Consider the following 25,665-nt stretch of genomic DNA (forward strand, 5'->3'; position numbering starts at 1 on the left):
CTTTCATATCAATATTGCAAATGGACACGAATAACCAACTTACTTTAAAAGAACATTACGGGATCCTGAAACATCTGATCAGGTGGACACTACTGGTACTACCCATCGCGGTCGTGATCGGCAGTATCGTCGCTTTCTTCCTTTGGTTGCTGGGTGCCGCCATCCATTTCCGATTTAATCATTATTGGTTATTATTCCTGTTGCCATTGGCCGGTGTAGTGATCCATTTTATCTACCAATCGGTCGGACGGTCATCCGAGAAGGGAAATAACCTTATCATGGAACAGATCCATGAGGAGGGCGGCGGCGTTCCCAAACGTATGGCGCCGATCATCCTGATTACCACGGTCATCACCCATTTGTTCGGCGGTTCAGCCGGTCGTGAAGGGACAGCCGTGCAGATCGGCGGGAGCATCGCTGCGATGTTTGGGGGCTGGTTTAAGCTGAAAGGGATAGACATGCGGATGATCCTGACGGCAGGTGTGGCTGCCGGTTTCGGCGCGGTGTTCGGCACACCGCTTACCGGGGCTATTTTCGCCATGGAAGTACTGACCATTGGCCGCATACAGTATGATGCTTTACTGCCCGCTCTGATCGCGGCAATTATCGGGGATGTTACCGTAGCCGCCTGGAACGTTCAGCACGTGCATTATCATATCGACCATTTTACGCAGGCACCATTTGCGCTGTCGGGCTTTCTGCATACCGATGTTCTGCTGCTGGGCAAGGTCATCGTGGCATCGGCTCTTTTCGGCCTGGCGAGTTTCCTTTTTGCAGGAATGGTGCACGAGATCAAAACCATATGCCTTAAAGTGTTTAGGTTTAAATGGATGATCCCGGTCCTTGGCGGGTTGATCATTATCGGGCTTACCCTGCTTTTAGGCAAACCGGATTACCTGAGCCTCGGCGTAGACGCAGAACATGCCGGCGCTGTCACCATTCCCTCGGCCTTTCATGCCGGCGGTTCGGATACCTGGAGCTGGTTATGGAAAACCATCTATACCACGGTTACTTTAGGTACGGGCTTTAAGGGCGGCGAGGTTACCCCTTTGTTCTATATCGGGGCGACATTAGGCAATACACTTTCCGGCGTATTAAATGCACCTGTAGGTTTATTTGCAGCTTTGGGATTTATTGCCGTGTTTGCCGGGGCTACCAATACGCCACTGGCTTGTACTTTTATGGGTATTGAGCTGTTTGGGGGGGAACATGCCCTGCTGTTCGCGGTGGCCTGCTTTACCGCTTATTTCTTTAGCGGGCATTCGGGCATTTACAGTTCTCAGAAGATCGCCGTTCCTAAGATCTTCGATGAGTTTTACGCGGACGAGGCTTCGCTTGCGGAAGCCAATAAACGGCGGGGCTATATCCATCAGAAATTTAACAAATACCGGTTACCATTTAAAAAGAAAGAAAATGAATGATCAGCCTATCATCGAACGCTCCTTAGGAAAGATTCAGATCTATGTGAAGCCGAAGGAGAAGATCCAGGCCACCGGACTGCTGCACAGCCTGCGGTCAAGACAGCTATACCGGGAACTGGTAAAATATGCCAAGGATGACCGCCTGATGAATGCCTCGGTCTACCAGACACACCATGGGTATTCTATGCACGGTAAAATTGAAACTTCAAATGTGGAACTGGGTAACCAGGACCTATCATTATGTGTTGAACTGATCGATGAAAAAGAGAAACTGGAAGCGTTTTGCATCAAGCACGCGGAACTGCTGAGAGGTAAAATGATCGTGTTTAAAGCGGTTGAATTTTGGGAAATTAAATAAGTAAACGATGCGTATCCTGTTGATCATATTTTTTGGAGGGGGATTTGGCAGCCTGGGCAGATTCCTGGCAAACCGTTGGGTAACCAGCGTGGTTACCTCCGTTTTTCCATATGGGACATTCCTGGTCAATATTACCGGTTGTTTCCTGATTGGGTTTTTAGTTTTTTTCACCGAACGCATGGGCCCCAACTCGCTTAACTGGCGTTTGTTCCTGGTTACCGGGTTTTGCGGGGGGTACACCACCTTTTCCTCTTTTTCATTTGAAAACATCCAGCTGATGAGCAACCAGCAGGTATTTACGATGATCTTATACACTATAGGCAGCATTGTGCTTGGCTTTCTGGCAACGTATATGGGCATCCTATTAGCACGTAACATCTAAATTATACTGTTATGAAATATAAAAGAATTCTGATAGTGGCCGATGACAGTCCTTCCTCACTTAAGGCTGCCAGATACGGTTATGACCTGGCAAAGCAGCTTCATGCAAAGGTTGCGCTGCTCGGGGTATTAGACCGCACGATGGCCGAAGGTAATGTTGATGCGGGGATCTTTCCGGAACAGGCCCTGCATGACCTTAGAAAAAACATGAAAAAGTTTTTGCAGGGTGTGGAGAAGGATTATGCCGATGACGTCGACACCGAAATATTTACGCCTGAAGGCGATGTAAAAGAGGTTTGTTTACAGATGGCGAAAGAATGGGATGCGCAGCTGATCGTCGCAGGTACGCATGGCCGTAAAGGACTTAACCGCCTGTTGATGGGAAGCATGGCGGAAGGAATTTTAAGGGATTCTGAAGTTCCGGTATTTATCGTTCCGATGGATAAAAAATGATATGTCGGCTTTTCATAGTGGAGATTAAAATAAGTTGTAATGCTTTAACGTAAACTGTCCGGTTATCATTCCCTAAAGCGCGGCAGGTGATTTCCTTTTCGTGACCCACTGGATCAGAACAAATGCGGCCAGCGAACAGGCGCTGCTGATGGCTATAGCCGCAAGAACATCCGACAGGTAATGTACACCTAGGTAAATTCGCGAAATGCCCACGAGCGATGCCCAAGAGTAAGCCAGGCTTACCAATAACCGGCGTGATGGATAAAGCAGCCATAAAATGGTTGCCAGGAAAAACGCGTCGGAAGTATGGCCCGAAGGATAGGACCAGCCTCCTCCCGGACCCAGCGAATGAATTGCGGAAAATAGATGGAATGGCCGGATACGCTTTATGGCGAATTTGACTGTCAAGACCATCAACCCTGAAAAAATACCGGCCAGGGCTAAGGTATAAAACTCAGTTTTAACTTTGCGCTGCCTGATAAAGAAAGACGAAAGAAGCAAAACGATAACTGTACCATAAGCTATTACACCTGCACTGTTGGTAATATTCAGGAAAATGGTATCCCAAAAATAATTGCGTTGCTGATTCAAATGAATGACGATTGCTTTGTCATAGGGATAAAAGATCGTTGCGAGCATGGTCGATGAACTCAGCAGGAAAAGCAAAAGCAATCCGGTCTTCGGGTAAGAAATGGGACTGGTAGCCATATCAAAAGATGAGAACCAATGTTCCGCCGATTATCAAAACCGCACCTATGGCCGCTTTTAACGATACCGCTTCTTTTAAAAACACTACAGACAGGATGATGGTTAGGGCAACGCTCAATTTATCGACCGGCGCTACTTGCGACACTTTACCCAGTTGTAAGGCCCGATAATAAAAGATCCAGGATAGCCCTGTCGCAAGACCTGAAAGGCCAAGAAAAATCCAGGTATTTTTAGAAAGTTCACTGATGCCTTTTAATTCTCCCCGCCCAATAGCGATCCCCCAGGCGACGACAAGGATCACCACCGTGCGGATGGCAGTCGCCAGATCAGAATTAACATCTTTAACTCCGATTTTGGCAAAAATGGCGGTTAACGAAGCAAAGAACGCAGATAATAAAGCATAAATCCACCACATAGTTATTAGGCTTAAGAAGTTAATAAATTATAAATTGAACCATTCCAATCATGTTTACCGGTCATTTGTTCGTTATCAATTGTTGACGACTGACCTTATAAAGGCGGCAGTTGACATCATTGGTCTGTTCACAGGAAATAAATAGGTGATTATCAGATTTATAGGCAATTCCCTCGGTCTGCCAGCTTTTCACATCCTTTGCGATTTCAATACGTTGTTGTTTGCCGGAGAAAAACTGATTCCCTTTGAAGTTATTCAGTAGCCACACGAACGAATTTTTATGCCCTTTGAGGTAACCGATCAAGGCGATTTCCGTGCCGCTTTTATTAATAGCAGCATCGGTAATTAACCCGTCGCTGTTAAATACTTGCAACTTTTTTGCCAGCTGTTTCCCCGGTGTATTGGATAGTTCATAAAGAATTGTCCGGTGGTCGCCCCGCCTTTTGGTAAATAGGTAGATTTTGTCATTCAGCGAAAGCATCGCCTCACAATCGAAATGATCGGTTGAGCTATTTAAATCAACCACACCAAAGTCTTCATAAGTGTACGATATCAGTTCCGCCTGAATGTCCTGTTTTGCCGCTTTAGTGATCTCAGACAATTTTATACGCAGGATATGGAAGTTGGTTCTGGGTTCGTGGTTGTTTCCGAAATCACCGATGTAAAGGTAATTCGCATCAGCTGTCAACGCTTCGGTGTCCATTGTTTGGCAGCCACTAAGCCGCACCTCCTGAAGTATTTTTCCGGTTCTTTCATCTATTCGATACAGGTTGGTAGCCGGTCCGTCATTCATCGTCCATAAACCCGCTTTTGTAAAGACGAGAGAAGAATTTTCCCGAAGCGGGTCAGGTAGATCAGCCACCTCGTGCAACAGACGTTCCTGAGCATGAACAAAGCCTGAACCAAGTAGGACAAAGATTATTATCAGTTTTATTTTCCGCATGGTGGAATTTGGAGGATTAATAGCCTTTTGGTTGATGTTTATATTTTTTGCGCAGCCATTGATTGGCTTTATAGGTCAAATAGGCGGTACCAGACCCGAGGATGGCCCCGCCCAGCACATCACTGGGATAATGCACGCCTAAGTACATACGTGAATAGCCGACGGTAGCTGCATAAGTATAGGAAGGAACGATGACATACCATTTAGGAATAGCCAGGCTCAGTGATGTAGCGGTGGCGAAAGCCACGCTTGCGTGGCCAGATGGAAAACTGTAGTCGGTAGGCCCTTGCTTACCTGTTATCAGGTCAGGATAAGCTAAATATGGCCTTTCCCGGTGAGTGACCACCTTTAACGCCGTGCTCACTACGACGGAACCGCCGATAGCGACCAGGCCAACCAGTGCCTGCTGTTTAAGGTAGTCATTATGGCCAAGTTGCCCAGCTATTAATAATCCCAAAGGTTCAGCCAATGCCATAGGTGCCATGCTATTGCTTACAAAACGCCACCTGGAATCAGGACCCGGATTGACGGGGCCATTGATACTCTGCAGTAGGCGCAAGTCAAGGCTTTGGGCTTTGACAGAGACGGAACCAGTCAGCAGTGAAATTAAAAGCAACAGTTTAATCAGGTTTTTCATATCGTTATTTTAATGAGGTAATTTCAATTCTGCCTTTAAATCTTATGGGTTTTCATGTGTTTACGGTAACCCAGGCGAATGAGCGATGGGAATACAAAAAGTAAAAGAGGTAGCGCAGCAATAAAACCACCGATAACAGCCACAGCTAAAGGCTGCTGCATCTGAGCCCCCAGACCGATGCCCAATGCCAGCGGCATGAGTGCCAGTATTGCACCGATGGCGGTCATAAGCTTCGGACGAATGCGCAAGGCAATAGCATAATTAATGGAGGTATCTACATCGCCGGTATCTACCAGGTTAAAGCGAAACTGGTTCAGTGTGAATATTGCGTTCTCCGCAATGATGCCCACGATCATGATAATGCCGGTGTAGCTACTCACATTAAGCGGAATATTGCAAATAAACAGCGCCAGGATACTGCCGCCGATACCCAACACCGAGATCAGGATAACCAGACAGGCCAGCAGCCAGTCCCGGAACAGAAAAAGCAGTACAGCAAATACCAATACGACCGCCAACCCGAGTATTAAGAGCAGTTCTTTGAATGACTGCTGTTGTTCGGAATAAGCGCCGCCATAGCTGATAAAATAACCCTTCGGTAATTTTAATCCGCCGTTTAATTTTTGCTGGATCTCAGAGATCGCACTTCCGAGGTCACGGTTATCCAAGCGAGCTGATAAGATGATATTGGACTTGAGGTCTTCCCTTGTCTGTTCGATCTCACCAGGAAGAACATTTACCCCGCAAAAAAAAGATAAAGGCCTTGTTTGTCCGTTAGGCAAAAAGATCAATTGCTTTTTAATATGCTCCAGGTCATTGTCTTTAAAGTTTGTAAAGCGAAGCAGGATCTTGCGCATCTGCTGCCCATCCTGTAATTCGCCGATCTGGATACCGCCGGTAAGCGCTGCCTGTGAAGCGGACGGCTCAGCGACGGACGAGTTCATGCCCAATGGAACGCCGCCAGTATAAGCCGCCAGTTGCATCTGAAAATCCGTCAAAGAAATATTGTATAAACTCAATTTATCCTGATCCGGAACAAATTCTATGGAGGGACCGGCAGCAATTAAACCATCATTAAGGTCAGCGATGCCTTGGATTTTTTTAAGGATTGCGGTGGCTTGTTTATCATAATCCTGAAGTTTAGCGTAATCGTCACCAAATATTTTAATCTCTATCGGCGCGGGCGTGCTCATCAGGTCACCAAGCAGATCAGATATCCGCTGGCCGAAGGAAATATGCATCACCGGAACATGAGCAGAGATTTTATCCCGTAAATCACTGATCACTTCATCGGTGGTTTTTTTACGGTCTTTTTTTAATTGTATAGAGTAATCACCGAAATTGGGCTGGGTAGTTCTAAAGGCCATTTTCACACCGGTACGGCGGGAATAGGTTTCTACTTCCGGCTGGGCGGTAACGATCTTTTCCATTTGCTTACAAAGGCGATCAGTTTCCTCGATGGAGGTACCGGACGGCGAGAAATAATCAAGCACGATAGTCCCCTCATCCAGGTTAGGTAAAAAACCGGTTTCCAGTTTGCCGGAAACGAAATATGCAGATACGCCAAGAATAGCGACAAACAATAGCGCAAAGACCGGCTTTTTAAAGGTCCAGGTCAGCCAGGAAAGCTTATTGGTGGTAAAATCGTTATGTTTATGCCCGCTTCCTTTATGCGGGCGATAGCCGACTAATATATGCAGCACGGGCAACAACAACCAGGTAACCAAAAAGGAACACACCAGCGTTATTTGCATCGTATCGGACAACTCTTTAAAAAAACTGCCCGCCAGTCCGCTCATCAGTCGGAACGGGAAAAAGATGACAATAGTAGCCAGTGAGGAACCGACCATTGCCGGAAATAAAGCCTTAATCGCATCGATCACCACATCATAAATATGCTTTTGAGGAAACTCTTCATGTTCCCGGTGGATCTGCTCAATGATCACGATGGCGTCGTCAATGATCAGGCCGACTGAGGCAGCAATAGCACCAAGGGACATAATATTGATGGTAATACCTGCCAGGTAAAGGACGGTAATGGTAAAGCCTAATGTGACAGGTATAGATAGCATGACCGCCAGGCTCGAACGCCACGACTTCAGGAAAAATATCATGACGATAATGGCCAGGATCAGTCCTTCATAGATCGTCTTAATCACACTGTGGATACTGTCGCCCACAAAGGCACTCTGGTCATAATAAGGCGTTAGTTCATAATCATCCGGCAAAGCTTTTCTAACCTCTTCGGCTTTGGCCGCAGCGTCTTTGGCAAAATCGATCAGGTTAACTCCCGGCTGTTTTACGAGGTCGATCTGAACCGCATTCTTGCCATTGGCATTTACGACCACAAATTCCTGCTGTTCCTGTAAATCAACTGTTGCAAAGTCCCGCAGTTTGATCAACCGGGAACCATCATTACGGATGGTCAGGTTAGAAAGGGCATCCACATCCAACACACGCGTATCAGTCAGCGTCAGGTATAGCCGGTTAAAATCAGCCAGGTTGCCATTGGATAATACAAAGTTATTGTTCGCAAAAGCTGCTTTAACAGCTGCCGGTGAGATTCCCAGCGTTGACATTTTAACCGGATCAGGAATAATGACGAACTCTTTAGAACGGCCGCCCCGAGTTACCACATTGGCGATACCCTTAACTCTGGAAAATATCGGGCGCAGCGTAAGGTAAGCTTGATCTTTTAAGGCTACCTGCCCATGTGTTTTACTGCTCAACGTGTAGCCGTAAACGGGGAATAGCGATTGGTTCATCGCCTCTATGGACATATTTATGCCAGCCGGAAGGAAGTTTTTGATCTCGTTGACCCGGCTTTCAATCTGTGTTTTCTGCGCGTAAGTATCCAGCCCCCAATCAAAATACACGTCAATGGTCACGCTACCCCGGCTGGTGCTGCTTTTTACAATGGTCACGCCCCGCACTTTTTTCACCGCGCTTTCGAGTGGCTTTGTTACGGTGAGCATCATGCGGTCTATGGGTAACTGCCCGGCATCGGCAATGATGGCGACACGCGGAAACAGGACTTCCGGGAACAAGTTGGTTTGCATATGGGTGTAGAAATATGCACCCACGGCCAGTAGGATCGCACCGACAAACAGGATCGGCCGGGAAAACTTTTGGAAATAATTCTTTTTTTCTTCCATGGCCCTGTTATTTGTCTACTGTTACCAAAGCGGTATCCGCCAGTCCGTAATTGCCGCTGACCAGAATCTTATCGCCCGGCTGAAATTTAGGCGAGAGTATCTCAATGTCCTGATTGTTTTTAGTGCCTGTTTTAACGGCCACCTTTATGGCTGTACTATCATTAATCAGTTTCATCACCCAGAAATCTTTAAGTAATTCGTCACTTAGTACACAAGTTTTTGGCAAAACTTGCTGATTACCGTAGGTAGAGCGATTAAACTGTACTTTACCCAGTAAATTTTCAGGAAGGAAAAGAGTTTGATCCGGCCGAGCAAGCAATACCTGTGTTTGCTCAGTAACATTCATCGTAGCCAGCGGCGTTGTTATAGTTGCTTTGTGCTGCGAACCGTCGGGCAGCGTGATCAAACATTTCTTGCCCGGCTTAACCAAGTCCGTATATTCAAAAGGTACATTGACCTGGAAGGCCAGGTCATTGCTGGCAGCTATCGTGCAAAGCTGCGAGCCTTCAAGCACATACTCTCCCGTTTGCTGTTTATCAAAAGTAGTTATGATACCGGAGGCCGGGGCGTTAACCGTTATTAATCCAAAGCCTTTCAAAGAAGGATCAACTTTGGTAATATCGCTACCCAAGGCTTTTCGCTCTTTTGATTCAAGTAAATAAAGCGGCTGTCCTTTACGAACATGGTCACCGAGTTTAACATAAACATTGGTTATGAAGGCCGCGATGGAAGAAGTAACCATATTCCTTTTCAGATAAACTGAAGTGCCGGAAAGCACGAGATTGTCGCTAATTTCACCCGATTTTATTTCGGTGATCTGCACATTGGTTCGCGGCTTCGGCTCATTAACAGGTGGCGTATTGCTCTGGCAGGCGCTTAACAAAAGCAACCCGAATAATGCTATGTGTAATATTTTCATGAATTTACCAGTTCCAGTAGTTGTAAGCGTTGATTAATAAATTTCGGTTAGTTTCCAATTGAAGAAGATCCCGCTGGGCAGTCGTTCGGTTTTTGAGCACATTGATAAAATCGATAACAGATAATTGCGCCTGTATCACCTGTGTGCGGTAGCTATTTAAAAGTGATCGATATTCGTTTAATTGTTTTTGCTGGTTCCGCACGCGGACATCATATGATCTGAGTTCGTCCAGTACCTGCGTTTTGCGCAACTCATTCTGAAATTGCGCATTGCTTTTGCTGAAAGCCACCGTTTGTAATTGCACCTCGGTCTTTCTTCGGGTAATTTCCTTTTGGTGCCCGTCAAGAATACTCCAGCTCAGATTCAGGCCTGCGCTCAGGCCAAAACGGTCTTGCAGGGTATTAAAATGTGTGGCATTAACTCCCGTGTTGCCAAAAGCGCTTAGCTGCGGCCGGTACCTTGTTTCAAAAGCTTTTTGGGTCGCCACCAGGTTAAGGCTGTCCAGCCGGAATTTTTCGAGGTAGGCGGATTGTTGCACGGAGCCTTTCAGTTGCAGATTAAGCGTGTCCAGTTCGATTGCCGCGGTATCCCGGCTTCCGCTCATAATCCGCAGTTCGAGCAAATCCTTATGATAAGCCGCCTGATAGGTCAGGGAAACGTTTTGGTTGCTTTCATATTCGATGTTTAGCAGGATCAGGTCGGAATTTTTGAGTAAGCTGGCGTTGACCAGTTTCTTGACAATAACGCGTTGCTGGTCGATGATCTTCATATTTTCCGAAGCGTTGCTGATCTGTTTTTTATCCAAAAGGCACAAAATATATTGATCTGTAATGGACTTTTCCAGGTCATGCCGGGTAAGCTTGATCATATTTGCGTTAACCTGTGCACCTACACGTGATTGTTCAGCCAGGATAGCAGCGCGTTTACCTGCAAACAAAGGTTGGTTAGCGGTCACCAAGCCCTGCATACTGCCACCGTTGGTTGTGCCCAGGTCAAAACCGTAGTAATTGGTTGCGCCGGTGGAATTGAGATTGAATCCCTTGTGACCGGCATCGGTCACATAAACGGGAGCGAACAGGTAATAGGCGTTTAGGCTCAGCTGGAGTTTGGTCGTCATCGCCCTGATCCGTTCGGCTTCCGCCTGGTTGTTGATCTGCTGATTTTTATTGTCGTTGATCAGCGGGCTGTTGGTATAAGCCACGTTTAGAAAGTCAGGCAGGTTAGATTGAGCACGCAGGCCGCTGACGGACAGGATGAATATAGTCAGCGATGTAATTAAATATTTTCTTTTCATAATGCCGGCTGAAAAATTCTAAGGGCTGCTGGAAGGATCTCATTTTGTGGTTCAGCCAGTACGTAGAGGTTGGCAATGGGTATGAACAGGCCGGTACCCGCGCCTCTTCTGGTACGCATTTGCTGTACAAGTGATAGCTCATCCTTTTGAATACTGAACACATCTAAAAAACCCTCCCCGCAGGAAACGTATAAACGGCTACGTTTACTGTCCAGATAAATCCCATCTACATCCTTGGGAATTGCGATTCTGCTCAGCTCTTTTCCGCTGGTCATTGAGAAAACGAGCAACCGCCCCCCGGCGCAGCCGATGTACAAGCGCTGCTTTGCCCTGTCAATAGCCATTGGCACATTATCTTTATCACTTTTTACCGGCCATGAAGCTATTATTTTGTTTGTTTTACGGTCGATTACCTCAATAAGGCTCTTGCTGGGCTCATTAACATAGATTCGGTCGGGAGTTAACTCAAACTGTTTAGGAAAACCAGCCAATGGAATCTGACGGGAAATTTTATGCGTATTCAGGTCGATGATGCCAATTGCCCCGAAAGTATGTCCGATCCCTACAAATAGCTGGTTTGTCAGCTTGTCATAACGGAGGTTATTACATGCCTCCTTAAAAACATAGGTTTTTATCTTCTGATACGTGGCTGCATCCACAGCCGTCACTTTGCCGTCCCTGCCGGTAGCTACATATAGCACATTGGTTTCCGGGTGATAAAAAACCCATTTTGGTTCGTTAAACCCAGCAAGGCTTTTAATCGGTTTATTGTATTTAAGGTCGATTACTTCGATTGAATGGTTGTCCTGTGCGGATAAGAAAAGCCGCTGATGGAGAAAATCGTAAGCCATCAGGTCAAAGCCCCCTTTGACATCAGGGAGCACAATCTCGTCCCGTGGGATTAATGCCTGTACTTTAGTTTGCGCATTTCCATTGTTTGCCAGCCAGAGCAGTCCTATACCAAGAAAAATGCAAATAGGGAGTTTTTTTAAAGGATACACAGTTTTTGGGCAGGTGTTTTATGCTACCGGGACAAAGCTGCCGGAACATTCTGAAAAGTTTCTGAAACGGATGGACAAAACGCTATAAATGGCATATTTCAGAGTCCTTTCAGATTTCAGCAGTATCTTTCACAACTAATTGAATAATTCAGCATTTGGAAATTGACATGGAAAAAGAAAGATTTCGTCAGGCAGGTCTCAAACTGGAGTATGCTACCTTAGCGTGGAATTTGATCAGTTTCATTCCGATGATTATGCTGTCCCAAGCGCAAAATTCGCTTTCACTTTTCGGATTTGGAATTGATTCACTTATAGAAGTCCTTGCCTCTGTAGTGGTCATCTGGCAGTTAAAAGCAGTATCAAAACACAATGAGCAGTTAGCTATTAAAATAATAGGCGTTTCCTTTTTATTGCTTTCCACCTATTTGATTGTTCAAACCTTTTTCGGTCTGCATCGGCAGCTAGCTCCACAGCCCTCATTAATCACTATCTTTTGGCTGATACTGACAGCTTTGGTAATGTTTGCTTTGGCAGCCGGAAAGCAACACTTTGGACGCTTGCTTGAAAACCCGGTATTGATAGCAGAATCAAAAGTTACGGTAATAGATGGACTCCTGGCAGTTTCAGTTCTGACTGGTTTGTTATTTATCAAATATTTGGGTTGGTCGTGGATGGATATGGCTTCCACCGTAATTATCGCACTCTACGGATTTCGAGAGGCATTCCATTCATTCAAGTCTAAAGCAAAGTGAAACTATTCGGATAGTCAGGAATGCTTTTCATTCCTGAAAGCAGCTAATCCTACAGGAATCAGTGAGATAACCACAATAGCGATGACGAATAAACTGAAATGATCTTTGATCAGCGGAATATTCCCAAAGAAATAGCCTATTGCTAAAAAGAGAATGACCCATACGCTTCCTCCGGCGATGTTGAAACTTAAAAAGCGTACGATGGGCATTCGGCTGACCCCAGCCACAAAAGGCGCAAAAGTGCGGATCATCGGGATGAATCTACCAAAAGCGATAGATTTACCTCCGTATTGGTCGAAAAAAGATTTAGCACGTTGATAATATTCAAGCCTTAATATCTTGTTGTCTTTTTTAAATACCCTGGGGCCGAAATAACCACCAAGCTTATAATTAAGCACGTCACCTGCAAATGCAGCCAGGATCAATAAAAGGGCTAACAGGTAAATGTTCAATCCGGTATTTCCGCCCGCTACCAATGCGCCTGTAGCAAAGAGTAAAGAATCGCCAGGTATAAATGGAACAACAACAATCCCTGTTTCTATAAAGATCATTCCGAACAAAATAAGATACGTGGAGCTGTGGTAATGGCTGATCAGGCCGGCCAGATATATCGACATGAAGCAAAAAATCCATAAATTTAATTTGAAAGGAAGATGACTATCATTCCAAATAAACCAGCGAATGCTGAAAAGATTCTGAATTGAATAATAAGCAATCATTTATCAATACATGACCAACCTTAGATATTTTCCGACTTATCCAGGTTTTCTCCAAAAAGGTTTCAGAATCTAATCAGAATCAGCCTTTAGACTTGTGAAAATTAAAATTATGAAAAAGACATTCTTATTAACCGTAATGGCAGGTTGTATCCTGTTCGGCGGTGCAACATTGGCACAAAAAGTAAAAAGCAGTCAGGTACCGGCAGCAGCCAACTCGGCACTTTTGAAAAAATACCCGACTGCCACTAAGGTAACCTGGGAAAAAGAAAAGGGAAATTTCGAAGCTAACTGGGGTGGTAAATCAGGCGAAGATATGTCGGTGATCTTTAGTCCTAATGGTGCTTTTATTGAGCAGGTCGAAGCGATACCGGTAGGTGCTTTGCCGTCCAGCGTCACTAAATATGTTGCTGCCAACTATAAAGGGGCCAAGATAGCTGAAGCCGGCAGGGTAACTGATGGTGCCGGGAAAACCATGTACGAAGCCGAAGTTAAAGGCAAGGACCTGGTGTTCGACAACCAAGGTGCATTTATAAAGATCGACTGATGACCGAATATTTACAAGGCCCCTGTTTTGGGTCTTGTAAATATTTAGCTGATCAAAATCGTACGGTAAATTGATGCGCCCCGTCAGCGTAGGCATATGCTACGGTCATCTTCATCAGATCAGTAATCTGACGGACGATAGCCAGGCCCAATCCGACCCCATATTTACTGGCCTTGTTTTTTCCGAAACGGGTGAACAATTTTTCTTCGCTAAAGCCAAGCGGAGCACCTGAATTTCTGATCTGAAGCATCGAATCATCAAGAAAGATTTCAATAATCCCGTTTTCCGGCACATGATTTATCGCGTTGCTTATTAAATTGGAGAAACAGATTTCTAGCAGCATTGGGTTTCCATTTAACACTTTATTTGTGTGAAAGGTCGTGTTAACATTTATCGCTTTTTCCTTAATTACTTCTTCCAAATGGCTTAAAATCTTTTTTATCAGGAGATCGACAGATACGGCCGATATTTCATCGAACTGATGGTTTTCAATCTGCGAAAGCAGCAGCAGGCTACTGTTGAGGTGGTTTAGCCGTTCAATAGCTTCATACTGTGACTGAAGATAACGGGCTTGTTCAGCGGTCAGCCCTTCGGAAACCACAAGCAGATCAAGCTTGGATTGCAGTATAGCCAACGGTGTCTGCATTTCATGAGATGCATTCTCGATGAAATTTTTCTGCTGAATGAATATTCCGTGATTCTTTTCAATTAAATCACTTACCACTCCATTTAATGTATCAAATTCGTCTATTCCCGATGAAGGGATACCGGTTAGGGTATCTTTTCCCATTTCATATTTTTTGAGCCATGCAATGATCTGTTCAAAGGGTTGCCATATTTTTTTGGAGGTCCGGCGATTGATGATGATCCAGCCGCCAAATAATAAAATGAGCAGGATAGCCTGGGCTTCCGCAATGCCGACAATGAGATCCTCACTTTCGACAAGCGAACGACGGATAATCACCAGGTAAGTTTGATTATTAATAGCAAGTGTAGTTCGGAGTTCCCGATAGGGTTCTAATTCCTGGTCTAAAGTATCAACATATAGTTTCGGGTAGATGGTATCTTTGATTACGCCGGATGCGGGTAAGGGAGACATCCTTACTTCCGGGTCCATGCCCAGCCATAAACGGATATCATGTTCGTTTCTTAACCTGCGTGTGCGGATGATCAGCTCCTTTTTCTTTAGCCGTAAGGCATCATCGACATCCTGGTAATAAAGTTGTTCGATGATGAAATAAAAGACGGGTATACTGATCAACAGCACCACACATGCATAACCTAATAAATTGCGGGAGGTTTTAGTCAGCAGCTTCATAGCATTCAAATTTGTAGCCTACGCCATAAATCGTTTTGATATAATCTTTGCTGCCGGCCTCGGTCAGTTTCTTCTTCAGGTTTTTCATATGAGCGTAAACGACATCCTGCCCCCGGTAATAACCGGATTCATTCTGTGACAAGTGCTCGGCGATTGCAGATTTTGAAACAATCCGGTTTTTATTAGCCACCAGGAACAATAACAAATCAAGTTCTTTTTTATTCAGGGTCAACGGTTTGCCGTGTACAAGGACACTTTTATCATCCACATTCACTTGTAATTCTTTAAACACAAAACTACTTGAGCCTTGAAAATTTCGCCTTCTGATTACGGAGTTTAGCCGTGCGCTCAGCTCAGATAAATGGAATGGCTTCGCCAGGTAATCGTCCGCACCGAGGTTTAGACCTGTCAGTTTGTCGTTTAGCGCACTGTTGGCCGAGATCACAATAATGCCGTCGTTCCTTTTCATGCTCTTAATAAGTTTAATCAGTTCCAGGCCGCTTCCGCCAGGCAGGCCGATATCCACGATCACACAATCATATTGGAAATCAACGATCATATCTTCTGCCTGCGCGAAATCTGCTGCTATTTCGCAACGGTAAGTTTCTTTAAGAAGGTAAGAAGCGATGCTGCCCGATAATTCCGGCTCATCTTCTACGATCAGAATCTTCATCTTACGAAGTTAGTTTTCATTATTTAGATCTTCAGGCAATGTTCACATTAAATTCTGAACGCAATCTGAAATCTGGATTATTGCTCAATTGCTAATTCCTTTCAGAATTGAACCCGTTATTTACCCTAAATTGGATAGATGGGGAATTTGATTCAATTGGCAGAGACCGAAGAATTTGTAAAATGCTTTCTCGAATAGTTGCCCGAGAACTTGATTCACAACTGGCAGCATACCAATGAAGTTGTTGAAACAGCAATCAGGCTCGGGAAGAAGTATTATTTGGATAGTAAATCACTCATATAGTAATACCATTGCATACCGATCTGTTAATTGAATTGAGCCGTCTAAATAAGTTCCTATTGGACAATAGATGCCTCTCAAGGGCTTGCCAGTAACAATGAAATTGCACCGCATATTGCACCGGTCAAAAATAAAAAATCCTCATAATAAACTGATTGTCAATTTATTATGAGGATTTGAGGTAGCGGGAGCAGGACTCGAACCTACGACCTTCGGGTTATGAGCCCGACGAGCTACCAACTGCTCCATCCCGCACTGTATTTGTGCTATATATTTGAGATCCGGCCATAACCCCGGAAAGGTGCTTCCAATTATCAAAATGCAAATTTGCACTCCGTTTTAATTGGACTGCAAAGATATAATTCGTTTCTTTGCAGTCCAAATATATTTTTAATTATTTTTTTATGGCTCATCAGGCAGGTTTTGTAAGTATAATAGGTAAACCCAACGCAGGGAAATCAACCCTTATGAACGCGCTGGTGGGCGAAAAAATGTCCATCATCACCCCTAAAGCGCAAACTACACGCCACCGCATTTTGGGTATTGTGAATGACGAAAACTACCAGATCGTGTTTTCGGACACCCCTGGTGTTATCAAACCGCACTACGCCCTGCACGAAAGCATGATGCACCAGGTTGACGGCTCTATTGTTGATGCCGACCTTATTTTGCTGGTTACCGACATTTATGAGGAATATGATGAAGCAGACGTTCTTAAAAAATTGGAGCGTTCATCAGCGCCTCTTGCCGTACTCATCAACAAAATTGACCAAAGCGATGAAGAAACCGTAAAAAAGAAAGTCGAATTTTGGCAGGAGAAATTAAACCCTAAAGCCATCTTCGCAATATCGGCATTGCATGGGCACAACATTAAGGCCATTATGGATTTCGTGATCGAAAACCTGCCGGAGCATGCCGCTTATTACGAAAAAGATGCGCTAACCGACCGTAACGACCGCTTCTTCGCCTCGGAGATGATCCGCGAACAGGTGTTTAAACAATACAAAAAAGAAATTCCGTACAGCACCGAGGTTATTGTAACCGCCTTTATTGAGGGCGAAAAGCTTTACCGTATCAGCGCAGAAATTATTGTAGAGCGCGAATCGCAAAAGAACATCATCATAGGCAAGGGCGGCGAAATGTTAAAAATTACCGGCACCTATGCGCGGCGCGCCATGGAAGATTTTTTTCAGCAAAAAGTTTTCCTGGAAATGTTTGTAAAAGTGATCCCCGACTGGCGTACCAAAAAGAATTACCTCAAACAATTCGGGTACGAGGGCTAAGATATGAGAATTGAGATGTGAGATTTGAGACAAAATCTGCTCTCTGTTTTTAAAGCTAACTTAAGATATTGAAATTAGGACGAGAGATTTAAGATAAAATCTTTCGCTCTGTTTATAAAGCATTAATTTTGATGTTGATTTTGGATGAATATGAAACCCGGTCTCATATCTCAAATCTCACATCTCAAATCCAAACAAAATGAGTAACATAGTAGCCATTGTGGGCAGGCCCAACGTAGGCAAATCAACATTATATAACCGTTTAACCGAAAGTCGCAAGGCCATTGTTGATGACTTTAGCGGTGTCACGCGCGACAGGCATTACGGCGTTGCCGAATGGCTTAACCACAATTTTACCGTTATTGATACAGGCGGCTATGTAGCTAATTCCGACGATGTTTTTGAAACCGCCATTCGCGAGCAGGTTGATATTGCCATTGAAGAAGCTTCGGTAATCCTTTTTGTTGTTGATGTTACAACTGGTATTACTGATCTGGACGATGAGATTGCCAACCGCCTGCGCAAAAGCAATAAACCTGTTTTTGTGGTAGTGAATAAGCTGGACAATAACAACCAGGTTGCCGATGCTATGGTGTTTTACAGCTTCGGCCTTGGCGAAATCTACAGCATTTCATCAATGACCGGCTCAGGTACCGGCGAACTGCTCGACGAAGTGGTAAAACACTTTGAAGACGAAGTACTTGAAGAAAACACCCGCCCTAAATATGCCATTGTCGGTCGCCCTAACGTGGGTAAATCATCTATCATTAACGCGCTTATCGGTAAAGACCGTAACATAGTTACCCCTATTGCCGGTACCACCCGCGACTCTATCCATATCCATTATAACCAGTATGGTCATGATTTTATGCTGATAGATACTGCCGGGATGCGTAAAAAAACCAAGGTTAAGGAAAACATTGAGTTTTACTCGGTAATGCGTACCATCAAAGCTTTGGAAGAAGCCGATGTAATTATCCTAATGATTGATGCGGTTGAAGGCTTTGAATCGCAGGACATTAATATCTTTCACCTGGCCGAAAAGAACAAAAAAGGCGTAGTAATTGTGGTGAATAAATGGGATTTGATTGAGAAGAACAGCAAAACCATCAAGGTTTTTGAAGAGCAGATCCGCGATAAGATAGCCCCCTTTACCGATGTGCCTATTGTATTTACCTCAGTTACCGAAAAGCAAAGGGTATTAAAGGTGATTGATGTAGCCAACCAGGTTTACCAGAACCGCGCCCGTAAGATCCCTACTTCAAAACTGAACGAGGTAATGCTGCCAATTATCGAAAACTACCCGCCACCATCAATTAAAGGTAAATACGTTAAAATAAAATACATTACCCAAATTGCCGGCACCTCGCCAATGTTTGCGTTTTTCTGCAATTTGCCGCAATACGTAAAGGAGCCATACTATCGGTTTATCGAAAATAAACTCCGCGAAAATTTTGATTTTTCGGGCGCCCCGGTGCAGGTATGGTTCAGGCAGAAGTAAGAACCTTGATTTTTAGGCTTTGAGGATTACCTTGAGATTTACCTTATAAAATCCAGACTTATGATATTCCCAGAGTTACGAAGTTTTCAAAACTTCGTAACTCTGGGTTTTCTTTATCCATAACGTAAGCCTCAACCCTATCGTATCAACGCAATCAGGCAATCCTTGAATCCTAAAAATCAAGGTCGTTGTTGCGTTTTTTTGCTTTCCCCCGTAATACCACTAAACCTCAATACTTTACACTTCATGAAAAAGTTTTACTGTTTAGTACTAATAGTACTGGCTGCTTTTACGGCATGCAAAAAAGGTGAGCTATCATCGGCCGGCGGAGAAGATAATGGCTGCATCAGTCGTGTTAAACGTGATTATAGCGACAGCAATAAAGTTGAACTGGCAGCGGCTATTACGCTCCTGCAAAAAAATAATATCCCGGTTAACGGCCTGGTAATATATAGAGTTATTTTAAACGATAGCATAAGCAATAATGGACCGCTTAATATCTACCAGCATGTTATAGCTTATGAAGAAAGCAAAGGTTTGCCCATCTTTAATTCGGGAATAGGCTATCATTTCAGGAACGAGGCTTTTTCAACTATCATTGGCCGGCGCTATGGCACACTTAGCCTGAATACTACAGCAACGGCTCCGCTGCCCCAAATACGTAAAATTTTTATTGATGCTTTTAAAAAAGATGGCTATACCATTGATAACCGCGTTAATGAATCATCATGCCTTAATGCGGAGTTCGGGTATTACAACCTAACTCCGGATACGCCTGATCAGCCTCATTTTGCCAAAGTATGGAAGGTTACTTTTATGAATTATGATTATCCGGTGGCCTACATTCAGGATGATAACCGAAAACTATTATCCTATTTCAACGGATTATTAACACTGAACAAAACCAATAAAAAATAAAATACCGGCGCAATTGGCATTTCTTTAGCCAGCCGGCCATTCTACTTTGTCAGTTCAAAAACACAAAATGCAACATGGTTGCATTTTGTGTTTTTGTCATTTACCTTTATCCATATTTAACCGCAATTCATATGAAGGAGTTTGATGTGATCATTATCGGCGGCAGCAGCGCCGGTTTATCTGCAGGCATGGCTTTGGGCCGTGCCATGCGTAAAGTATTAATTATTGATAGTGGCATGCCCTGCAACCGCCAAACGCCACACTCACACAACTTTTTTACCCGCGATGGTCAAACCCCGCACGAGATTTTGACTATTGCCCGTGAACAAACTTTAAAATACCCAACTATCACGCTGCTCCATAGTGAGGCTACTCAATGTACACCAATAACTAAGGGCTTTGAGGTTAGTACAATATCCAGTGAAACATTCAGCGCAAAGAAAATTATCCTTGCTGCCGGTATTAAAGACCAAATGCCCGATATTCCCGGTTTCGCCGAATGCTGGGGAATATCGATTATTCATTGCCCCTATTGCCATGGTTACGAATACGGCTATCAGCCTACAGGCATATTTGCTAATGGCGAAATGGCTTTTGAGCTGGCTAAACTTATTTCAAACTGGACCAAAGATCTCATTCTGTTCACTAACGGAAAATCAACTTTAACCGAAGGTCAGCAATCGATTATCAGTCATAATAATATACAAATCATTGAGGGGGAAATAGCAGCGTTTGATCATCATGACGGCCAGATAACTACCATCCATTTGCAAAACGGCTCCGAAATAAAACTTAAGGCATTATATGCGAGGCTCCCATTTGTGCAACACAGTGATATTGCATTACAATTAGGCTGCTCATTTACCGATCAGGGCCACATCCAGGTTGATGCACAGCAAAAAACAACGGTACCCGGCGTTTATGCCGCCGGCGACAGCGCTTCGGGCATTCGCGCCATAGCCAATGCGGTTAATAGCGGCACAATGGCAGGCGTTATGGCAAATTTGGAATTGATTAATGAGGTTTTCCTGCCGGGAAAAGAATAAAATTAAAAGCGATTGTCATTCCCACGAATAAGCAAAGCGCTGTATATTGATCGCAACAAGAAATTTCCAGCACCCGTTTTAGGGCACTTCAACCCAATAAATACTTATTCGTAAACTCTCGCGGCAGTGAGGATGTCGGCAATAACGCCCCAATTTACATTTCCGGGAACTGGGAGGTTGTTATTCAAATAATAGCCTTCCATGTCATCGGTCCAACTTTGGATTCCCTCAAGGTAATCTAACAAAGACTTGTTTTCCCATTTATCAGGATTATCTTTCAAGTCATTGATCAATGAAGACATGAATTGTACAAAATCATCTTTCGAGTTTAAATTTTTCATAAATCAGGTCTTGAAGATAGTTGGTTTGTTTGCAGGCATGGACGATTTTTCTTTATCCTCACCCTACTTATTCCCTGCACTATTGAAACGTTTTTTATTTGAGCTTAAATCATCTACTGCTCCAACCCTTTTTTAAAGGTTACATCATCGGTGTTGATCACTTTAAAGTAGGCGTTATCACCCCATTTAAAGCGGGCCGCCTGGGCTTTCAGGATTGTTTTTATCGGCTCCCTTGAGATCTGTACTTCGTGCGAATCCATTTCTTTAATGGTTTGCGAGGCATACAGTATAAATTTATCTACCTCGTCATTACTAACAGCATATTGAGTTAAAAACTCAGCTTCAGTCGGGTATTTTTTAAGCAATTGCTGCTGGCGGTCAACAACGTAAGCGGTAAATAATTGCTGCTGGCTCAGGTCCTGGATAAGCGGGGTAAATTTGCTGGTATCTGCCGGCACAAAAACATCGGGCATAATACCTCCGCCGCTAAAAACTTTGCGGCCGCTTGAGGTATGGAATGATGGGCTACCTTTAAAAACACTATCATTAAGGTTGCTTTGTTCTGAAAAAAGTTCGCCTTTTTGCATGCGCTGGGCAAGTTCATTGCGGTAACTGTCAACCCCGTTTTTGTATGATTTCTGGATAGAGCGGCCCGAAGGGGTATAGTACCTGGCCACTGTTAAATTCACAGCCGAACCATCGTCAAAAGCAAATTGCTGCTGCACCAGGCCTTTACCAAATGATCGCCGGCCAACAATAGTAGCCCTGTCAAGGTCCTGCAGGGCCCCTGCTAAAATCTCACTGGCCGAGGCCGAATATTCATCAATAAGCACGGTAAGTTTCCCTTTCTGAAACATGCCCGAATCGGTGGCAAAATAATCAGTCCGGGGCTCGTGGATACCTTTGGTATAAACTATCAGCTTTCCATCAGTTAAAAACTCATCGGCCAATGAAGTGGCAGCGTTAAGGTAGCCACCTCCATTGCCTCTCAAATCAAGCAACAATTTATTCATACCGTCAACTTTCAGGGCCGTCAACGCTTTTCTGAAATCGAGATCGGTAGTGGCCGAAAATTTACTGATCTTGATATATCCGGTTTTAGCATCGGCCATATAGGCAGCATCAACACTGCTCAGGTCAACGTGCCCCCGTTTTACGGTAAGTATTTTTAAATCTTTGCTCAGCGGAGGCACAACACTCAGTTTTATTTCAGCATCCTTTTCACCCCTGAAAACGCTATTTATCCGGGTGGCCGTTAGCTTACTGCCCGAAAACTTTTTATCATCAACATTGATCACCTTGCTGCCCACCAGTAAGCCCGCTTTTTCGGCCGGGCCACCGGCATAAACCTGGGTAATGATCAGCGTATCACGCAGTAACTGGTATTCGATACCGATACCGTTAAAACCACCGTCTAACCGTTCATTAATGGATTGCGCCTGCTGCTGCGGTAAATAAAGCGAATGTGGATCAAGGTTTTGAAGCAGGTTATTTACCGATACACCTTCAATACTATCGATATTAACGCTGTCAACATAGTTACGGTCAACCAGTTGCAGCACCTTTGCTATTTTACTATTGCTCACAAAGGAGAAGCCAAGGTTACGCGCGGCAAAATCCTTGTTAAGCACCTGGCCTATCATCACCCCTACCAGCAGCAGGATTATTGTCCGGAAAATTACACCCGCGGTCCTCTTCATAACTTATTACACACAAAGTTAATAATTGCAGGGTCAATAATTTTTACCCGCACCCTTGCATTTGATGATTTTTACCGAATTTTGTTATAAATTATTTGAAAATAGGCTATGGATACCACCACCGAAAGGGAATCGCACTATAAAAACCTCGAAAAACAGACCGTAAGGGAAATTTTAGAAAACATTAATAACGAGGATAAAACTGTTCCCTTTGCTGTGGAAAAGGCCTTGCCGCAGATAGAAGCATTGGCTACAATCACTGCTGAAAGGATGAAAAACGGCGGACGGTTATTTTATATAGGTGCGGGTACCAGTGGCCGTTTAGGTGTGGTTGATGCATCGGAATGCCCGCCAACGTTCGGTGTTCCGTTTGATATGGTTGTTGGGCTAATAGCCGGCGGCGATGGTGCGATCCGCAAAGCGGTAGAATTTGCAGAAGACGATGCTGTACAGGCCTGGAAAGATTTAGAGGCCTTTGACATTAATGATAAAGACGTAGTTGTTGGCATAGCCGCTTCGGGCACTACGCCATATGTGATCGGTGGCTTAAAAACAGCTAATGAGCATAATTTAGTTACCGGCTGTATTGTTTGTAACAGCGGCAGCCCGGTGGCGGCAGTGGCACAATACCCGGTTGAAGTAGTAACAGGCCCTGAGTTTTTAACCGGGTCAACCCGCATGAAGGCCGGTACTGCGCAAAAATTAGTTTTAAATATGCTGAGCACAAGTGTCATGATTCAGCTTGGCCGCGTAAAAGGGAACAGGATGGTTGATATGCAATTGAGCAACCACAAATTGGTGAACAGGGGCACCCGCATGGTAATGGACGAAACCGGGCTGAACGAAGAAGAAGCAGCCGGGTTACTGAAACAATACGGCAGCGTACGAAGCGCTGTTGATCATTATTTAAAAAAATAAACTGAATTTGAAGATGTGTTGATTTGGAAATTTGAAGATGCTTCTATTCGATAAATTCTCAAATTCAAAAAATTCGGGTTCAGACAATTTGAAATCAAAAACATGCACGATATTGAACCATATTACCGCTGGAGAGACGATTACGTGGCATCGGAAGATGAGTTTTCGCCTTTTTATGCAACAGAATACAGCGAGTTTGAATTTGACAAGCAGGTATACAATTACCTGCTGCACCCGCAATGGGACTCATTCGGCTCCAATACCCTTTATTTAAAAGTGCTTTTTGCCGATTATGATAAAGGCTATACCATCATTGAGCTGATAGGCGAATGGAATGATGCCATCAATAACGACATTATGCTGCTGAAGCGTGAGCTGCTCGACCTGATGATAGATAATGGTGTCAGTCATTTTATCCTGATCGGCGAAAACGTACTCAACTTTCATTCAAGCGACGATTGCTATTACGAAGAGTGGTTTCAGGACGTGGAAGACGGCTGGATAGCAGGCATCAACTTCCGCGAACACGTGATAGACGAATTTAAACACAGCAATATCGACTATTATATCAATTTTGGCGGCGAACTCGATAGCCTTGGCTGGCGTACCCTGAAACCCATACAGGTTTTCAAAAAGGTTGAAGAGCAGTTGATGAGGAGATTGAATTAGGGGTACAGAGTCAGGAAGCAGGAAGAACAGAAATCAAGACTGCAAGAATCAAGAGACAAGACATTTCGGAAAACTTTCCTGTTTCTTGACTCTTGATTCTTGCAGTCTTGCTTCTTCATGTTGCATTCACCTTTTATTTATATATTCGTACTATAATTTTTAACACAAAATGGAATTTAAAGAATCTAAATACAACTTCGATAATGTAATCGAAGTTAGGGATCAATCAGAAGTTGCTTCACGCAGGTTTATGGCCGGCGTTTTCAGCTGGATGTTTGTTGCGCTTGGCGTATCAGCAATAACAGTTTATCTGTTTTTAAATATGGGCCTGATCAGCCTGATCGTTGCACCAACAGGCGGTCTTACAGGTTTTGGCTATTTTGCGCTGTTTTCGCCACTGGCGTTTTCATTGGTAATGCAATTTGGCTATAACCGAATCTCTTATCCGGTATTGGTGCTGCTTTTCGTAGCTTATGCAACGCTTATTGGCATCAGCTTAAGTTTGATATTTCTGATCTACACATCTGCATCAATATTGGGTGTTTTCATTACCGCATCAGTAACTTTCGGTATTATGGGCATTGCAGGTTATACTACCCAGATGGATTTAACCAAGTTTGGTTCAATCATGTACATCCTGTTCATTGGGATTTTTGTAGCTTCATTAGCTAACTTCTTTATGCACAGCGAACAAATGAGTTACATCATCAGCTACGTAGGCATAGCTGTATTTACTGGTTTAACTGCCTACTATATGCAAATGTTAAAACGCATTGGAGCAGGCATTGAATACGGTGATGCAAGCTCGAAAAAACTGGCCCTGATGGGTGCGCTAACATTGTACATCACACTGATCAACCTGTTTTTTATGCTCCTCCGTTTATTCGGCAGAAGAAGATAATCTCATTAAGAAATTCAATCATAAAGCTGCCTCCGCAAAAGGCGGCTTTTTTTGTTTAACAATGTGGCTTAGCTATGATATTTAGCGTACGTTATACACTTGCAAATGATAACTTTATTGCGCAACTTTGCAGTGCTTATGGAGAAAGACGGAGGGATTAGACCCTGCGATGTCTTAGCAACCTGTGCTTCACAAGGTGCTACATTCTACCAGGCGGCAATTACGCGCCCGGACAGATAAGCGAAAGTCATAACAACACCCGACTTTTCGAGATAAGCTTTTTATTTATTGATGATTAGAGTGATTTTTTTGATTACACTGATTGATCTGGATATTGCCGTATAAACATTTCGCTAACCAAGCTAATCGCCGGTAAATCAGAAAAATCATTTAAATC

At 44.0% G+C, this 25,665-nt stretch carries 26 protein-coding genes, 1 tRNA gene and 1 riboswitch; of the genes, 13 read left to right on the top strand and 14 right to left on the bottom strand.

Features of this window, described 5'->3' with window-relative positions:
• Window positions 1–20: 20 nt before the first annotated feature.
• The 4 genes from DIU38_RS25295 to DIU38_RS25310 are packed head-to-tail and all read left to right on the top strand — an operon-like array spanning window position 21 to window position 2,613.
• A complete protein-coding gene (locus DIU38_RS25295) occupies window positions 21–1,421 on the top strand; it encodes a voltage-gated chloride channel family protein (protein WP_112656216.1) in 1,401 nt (466 codons plus the stop codon).
• Complete coding sequence (locus tag DIU38_RS25300) at window positions 1,414–1,779, top strand: DUF190 domain-containing protein (RefSeq protein WP_167516279.1); 366 nt, start codon at window positions 1,414–1,416, stop codon at window positions 1,777–1,779. The genes DIU38_RS25295 and DIU38_RS25300 overlap by 8 nt, the downstream gene beginning before the upstream one ends.
• Window positions 1,780–1,786: 7 nt before the next feature.
• A complete protein-coding gene (gene crcB, locus DIU38_RS25305; protein WP_112656212.1) occupies window positions 1,787–2,161 on the top strand; it encodes a fluoride efflux transporter CrcB in 375 nt (124 codons plus the stop codon).
• Window positions 2,162–2,172: 11 nt separating this feature from the next.
• Window positions 2,173–2,613: a universal stress protein gene (locus tag DIU38_RS25310; RefSeq protein ID WP_112656210.1), complete on the top strand. Its 441-nt coding sequence runs from the start codon at window positions 2,173–2,175 to the stop codon at window positions 2,611–2,613.
• 72 nt (window positions 2,614–2,685) lie between these two features.
• On the opposite strand, the gene DIU38_RS25315 is transcribed toward DIU38_RS25310, so the two are convergent.
• The 8 genes from DIU38_RS25315 to DIU38_RS25350 form a co-directional block, all read right to left on the bottom strand.
• Entirely contained in the window at window positions 2,686–3,321 is a 636-nt protein-coding gene (locus DIU38_RS25315; RefSeq protein WP_112656208.1) for a phosphatase PAP2 family protein, read from the bottom strand.
• A 1-nt stretch (window position 3,322) separates the two neighbouring features.
• Window positions 3,323–3,736 carry an EamA family transporter gene (locus DIU38_RS25320; RefSeq protein ID WP_112656206.1) on the bottom strand — a complete coding sequence of 138 codons (414 nt, stop codon included), beginning with the start codon at window positions 3,734–3,736 and terminating at the stop codon, window positions 3,323–3,325.
• A 61-nt stretch (window positions 3,737–3,797) separates the two neighbouring features.
• Window positions 3,798–4,679: a hypothetical protein gene (locus tag DIU38_RS25325; protein WP_146750345.1), complete on the bottom strand. Its 882-nt coding sequence runs from the start codon at window positions 4,677–4,679 to the stop codon at window positions 3,798–3,800.
• A gap of 16 nt (window positions 4,680–4,695) precedes the next feature.
• The gene (locus DIU38_RS25330) at window positions 4,696–5,154 is read right to left on the bottom strand and encodes a phosphatase PAP2 family protein (protein WP_208057723.1); all 459 of its coding nucleotides are present in this window, start codon (window positions 5,152–5,154) and stop codon (window positions 4,696–4,698) included.
• A 197-nt stretch (window positions 5,155–5,351) separates the two neighbouring features.
• Window positions 5,352–8,471, bottom strand: coding sequence for an efflux RND transporter permease subunit (locus DIU38_RS25335; protein ID WP_112656200.1), 3,120 nt, complete (start codon window positions 8,469–8,471; stop codon window positions 5,352–5,354).
• A gap of 7 nt (window positions 8,472–8,478) precedes the next feature.
• Entirely contained in the window at window positions 8,479–9,390 is a 912-nt protein-coding gene (locus DIU38_RS25340; RefSeq protein WP_112656198.1) for an efflux RND transporter periplasmic adaptor subunit, read from the bottom strand.
• Window positions 9,391–9,394: 4 nt separating this feature from the next.
• Window positions 9,395–10,684 (bottom strand): TolC family protein, encoded by a 1,290-nt coding sequence (locus tag DIU38_RS25345; RefSeq protein WP_112656196.1) that lies wholly within the window; start codon window positions 10,682–10,684, stop codon window positions 9,395–9,397.
• Window positions 10,681–11,685, bottom strand: a complete 1,005-nt coding sequence (locus DIU38_RS25350) for a YncE family protein (RefSeq protein WP_112656194.1) — start codon at window positions 11,683–11,685, stop codon at window positions 10,681–10,683. Before DIU38_RS25350 ends, DIU38_RS25345 begins: the two co-directional genes overlap by 4 nt.
• Before the next feature lie 167 nt (window positions 11,686–11,852).
• On the opposite strand from DIU38_RS25350, the gene DIU38_RS25355 reads away from it, so the two are divergent.
• Window positions 11,853–12,437, top strand: coding sequence for a cation transporter (locus DIU38_RS25355; RefSeq protein ID WP_112656192.1), 585 nt, complete (start codon window positions 11,853–11,855; stop codon window positions 12,435–12,437).
• Window positions 12,438–12,451: 14 nt separating this feature from the next.
• Here DIU38_RS25355 and DIU38_RS25360 read toward each other — a convergent pair whose 3' ends face one another.
• Window positions 12,452–13,054: a VTT domain-containing protein gene (locus DIU38_RS25360; protein ID WP_317131810.1), complete on the bottom strand. Its 603-nt coding sequence runs from the start codon at window positions 13,052–13,054 to the stop codon at window positions 12,452–12,454.
• Window positions 13,055–13,265: 211 nt separating this feature from the next.
• Here DIU38_RS25360 and DIU38_RS25365 point away from each other — a divergent pair, with 211 nt between their 5' ends.
• A complete protein-coding gene (locus DIU38_RS25365) occupies window positions 13,266–13,700 on the top strand; it encodes a PepSY-like domain-containing protein (protein WP_112656190.1) in 435 nt (144 codons plus the stop codon).
• Between the two features lie 52 nt (window positions 13,701–13,752).
• Here the strand turns inward: DIU38_RS25365 and DIU38_RS25370 are convergent, their stop codons facing one another.
• From DIU38_RS25370 to DIU38_RS25380, 3 genes are all read right to left on the bottom strand, one after another.
• Window positions 13,753–15,018, bottom strand: coding sequence for a sensor histidine kinase (locus DIU38_RS25370; RefSeq protein WP_112656188.1), 1,266 nt, complete (start codon window positions 15,016–15,018; stop codon window positions 13,753–13,755).
• Complete coding sequence (locus tag DIU38_RS25375) at window positions 15,002–15,691, bottom strand: response regulator transcription factor (protein ID WP_112656186.1); 690 nt, start codon at window positions 15,689–15,691, stop codon at window positions 15,002–15,004. The genes DIU38_RS25370 and DIU38_RS25375 overlap by 17 nt, the downstream gene beginning before the upstream one ends.
• A gap of 482 nt (window positions 15,692–16,173) precedes the next feature.
• Window positions 16,174–16,246: transfer RNA gene (locus DIU38_RS25380), tRNA-Met, on the bottom strand.
• Window positions 16,247–16,395: 149 nt separating this feature from the next.
• Here DIU38_RS25380 and era point away from each other — a divergent pair.
• The 4 genes from era (at window position 16,396) to DIU38_RS25400 (ending at window position 20,739) form a co-directional block, all read left to right on the top strand.
• Window positions 16,396–17,274, top strand: a complete 879-nt coding sequence (era, locus tag DIU38_RS25385) for a GTPase Era (protein WP_112656184.1) — start codon at window positions 16,396–16,398, stop codon at window positions 17,272–17,274.
• Between the two features lie 199 nt (window positions 17,275–17,473).
• Window positions 17,474–18,775 (top strand): ribosome biogenesis GTPase Der, encoded by a 1,302-nt coding sequence (der, locus tag DIU38_RS25390; protein WP_091173447.1) that lies wholly within the window; start codon window positions 17,474–17,476, stop codon window positions 18,773–18,775.
• Window positions 18,776–19,021: 246 nt separating this feature from the next.
• Window positions 19,022–19,693, top strand: coding sequence for a hypothetical protein (locus DIU38_RS25395; protein WP_112656182.1), 672 nt, complete (start codon window positions 19,022–19,024; stop codon window positions 19,691–19,693).
• A 131-nt stretch (window positions 19,694–19,824) separates the two neighbouring features.
• Window positions 19,825–20,739: an NAD(P)/FAD-dependent oxidoreductase gene (locus tag DIU38_RS25400; RefSeq protein ID WP_112656337.1), complete on the top strand. Its 915-nt coding sequence runs from the start codon at window positions 19,825–19,827 to the stop codon at window positions 20,737–20,739.
• 104 nt (window positions 20,740–20,843) lie between these two features.
• Here DIU38_RS25400 and DIU38_RS25405 read toward each other — a convergent pair whose 3' ends face one another.
• Together DIU38_RS25405 and DIU38_RS25410 are read right to left on the bottom strand one after the other, a co-directional pair.
• Complete coding sequence (locus tag DIU38_RS25405) at window positions 20,844–21,080, bottom strand: DUF7660 family protein (protein ID WP_112656180.1); 237 nt, start codon at window positions 21,078–21,080, stop codon at window positions 20,844–20,846.
• Between the two features lie 113 nt (window positions 21,081–21,193).
• Complete coding sequence (locus DIU38_RS25410) at window positions 21,194–22,780, bottom strand: S41 family peptidase (RefSeq protein WP_112656178.1); 1,587 nt, start codon at window positions 22,778–22,780, stop codon at window positions 21,194–21,196.
• 108 nt (window positions 22,781–22,888) lie between these two features.
• On the opposite strand from DIU38_RS25410, the gene murQ reads away from it, so the two are divergent.
• The 3 genes from murQ to DIU38_RS25425 all read left to right on the top strand — a co-directional run bounded on the left by murQ (window position 22,889) and on the right by DIU38_RS25425 (window position 25,268).
• Entirely contained in the window at window positions 22,889–23,698 is an 810-nt protein-coding gene (gene murQ / locus DIU38_RS25415; protein WP_112656176.1) for an N-acetylmuramic acid 6-phosphate etherase, read from the top strand.
• A 102-nt stretch (window positions 23,699–23,800) separates the two neighbouring features.
• Window positions 23,801–24,367, top strand: a complete 567-nt coding sequence (locus DIU38_RS25420) for a hypothetical protein (RefSeq protein ID WP_112656174.1) — start codon at window positions 23,801–23,803, stop codon at window positions 24,365–24,367.
• Window positions 24,368–24,536: 169 nt separating this feature from the next.
• On the top strand, window positions 24,537–25,268 hold the full coding sequence (locus DIU38_RS25425) for a Bax inhibitor-1/YccA family protein (protein WP_112656172.1): 732 nt from the start codon (window positions 24,537–24,539) through the stop codon (window positions 25,266–25,268).
• 133 nt (window positions 25,269–25,401) lie between these two features.
• A riboswitch (SAM riboswitch) is annotated at window positions 25,402–25,511 on the top strand.
• The last annotated feature ends 154 nt before the right edge of the window (window positions 25,512–25,665 follow it).

Origin of the sequence: Mucilaginibacter metallidurans (genome assembly GCF_003286435.2) — a bacterium.
Taxonomy (GTDB): Bacteria; Bacteroidota; Bacteroidia; order Sphingobacteriales; family Sphingobacteriaceae; genus Mucilaginibacter; species Mucilaginibacter gossypii.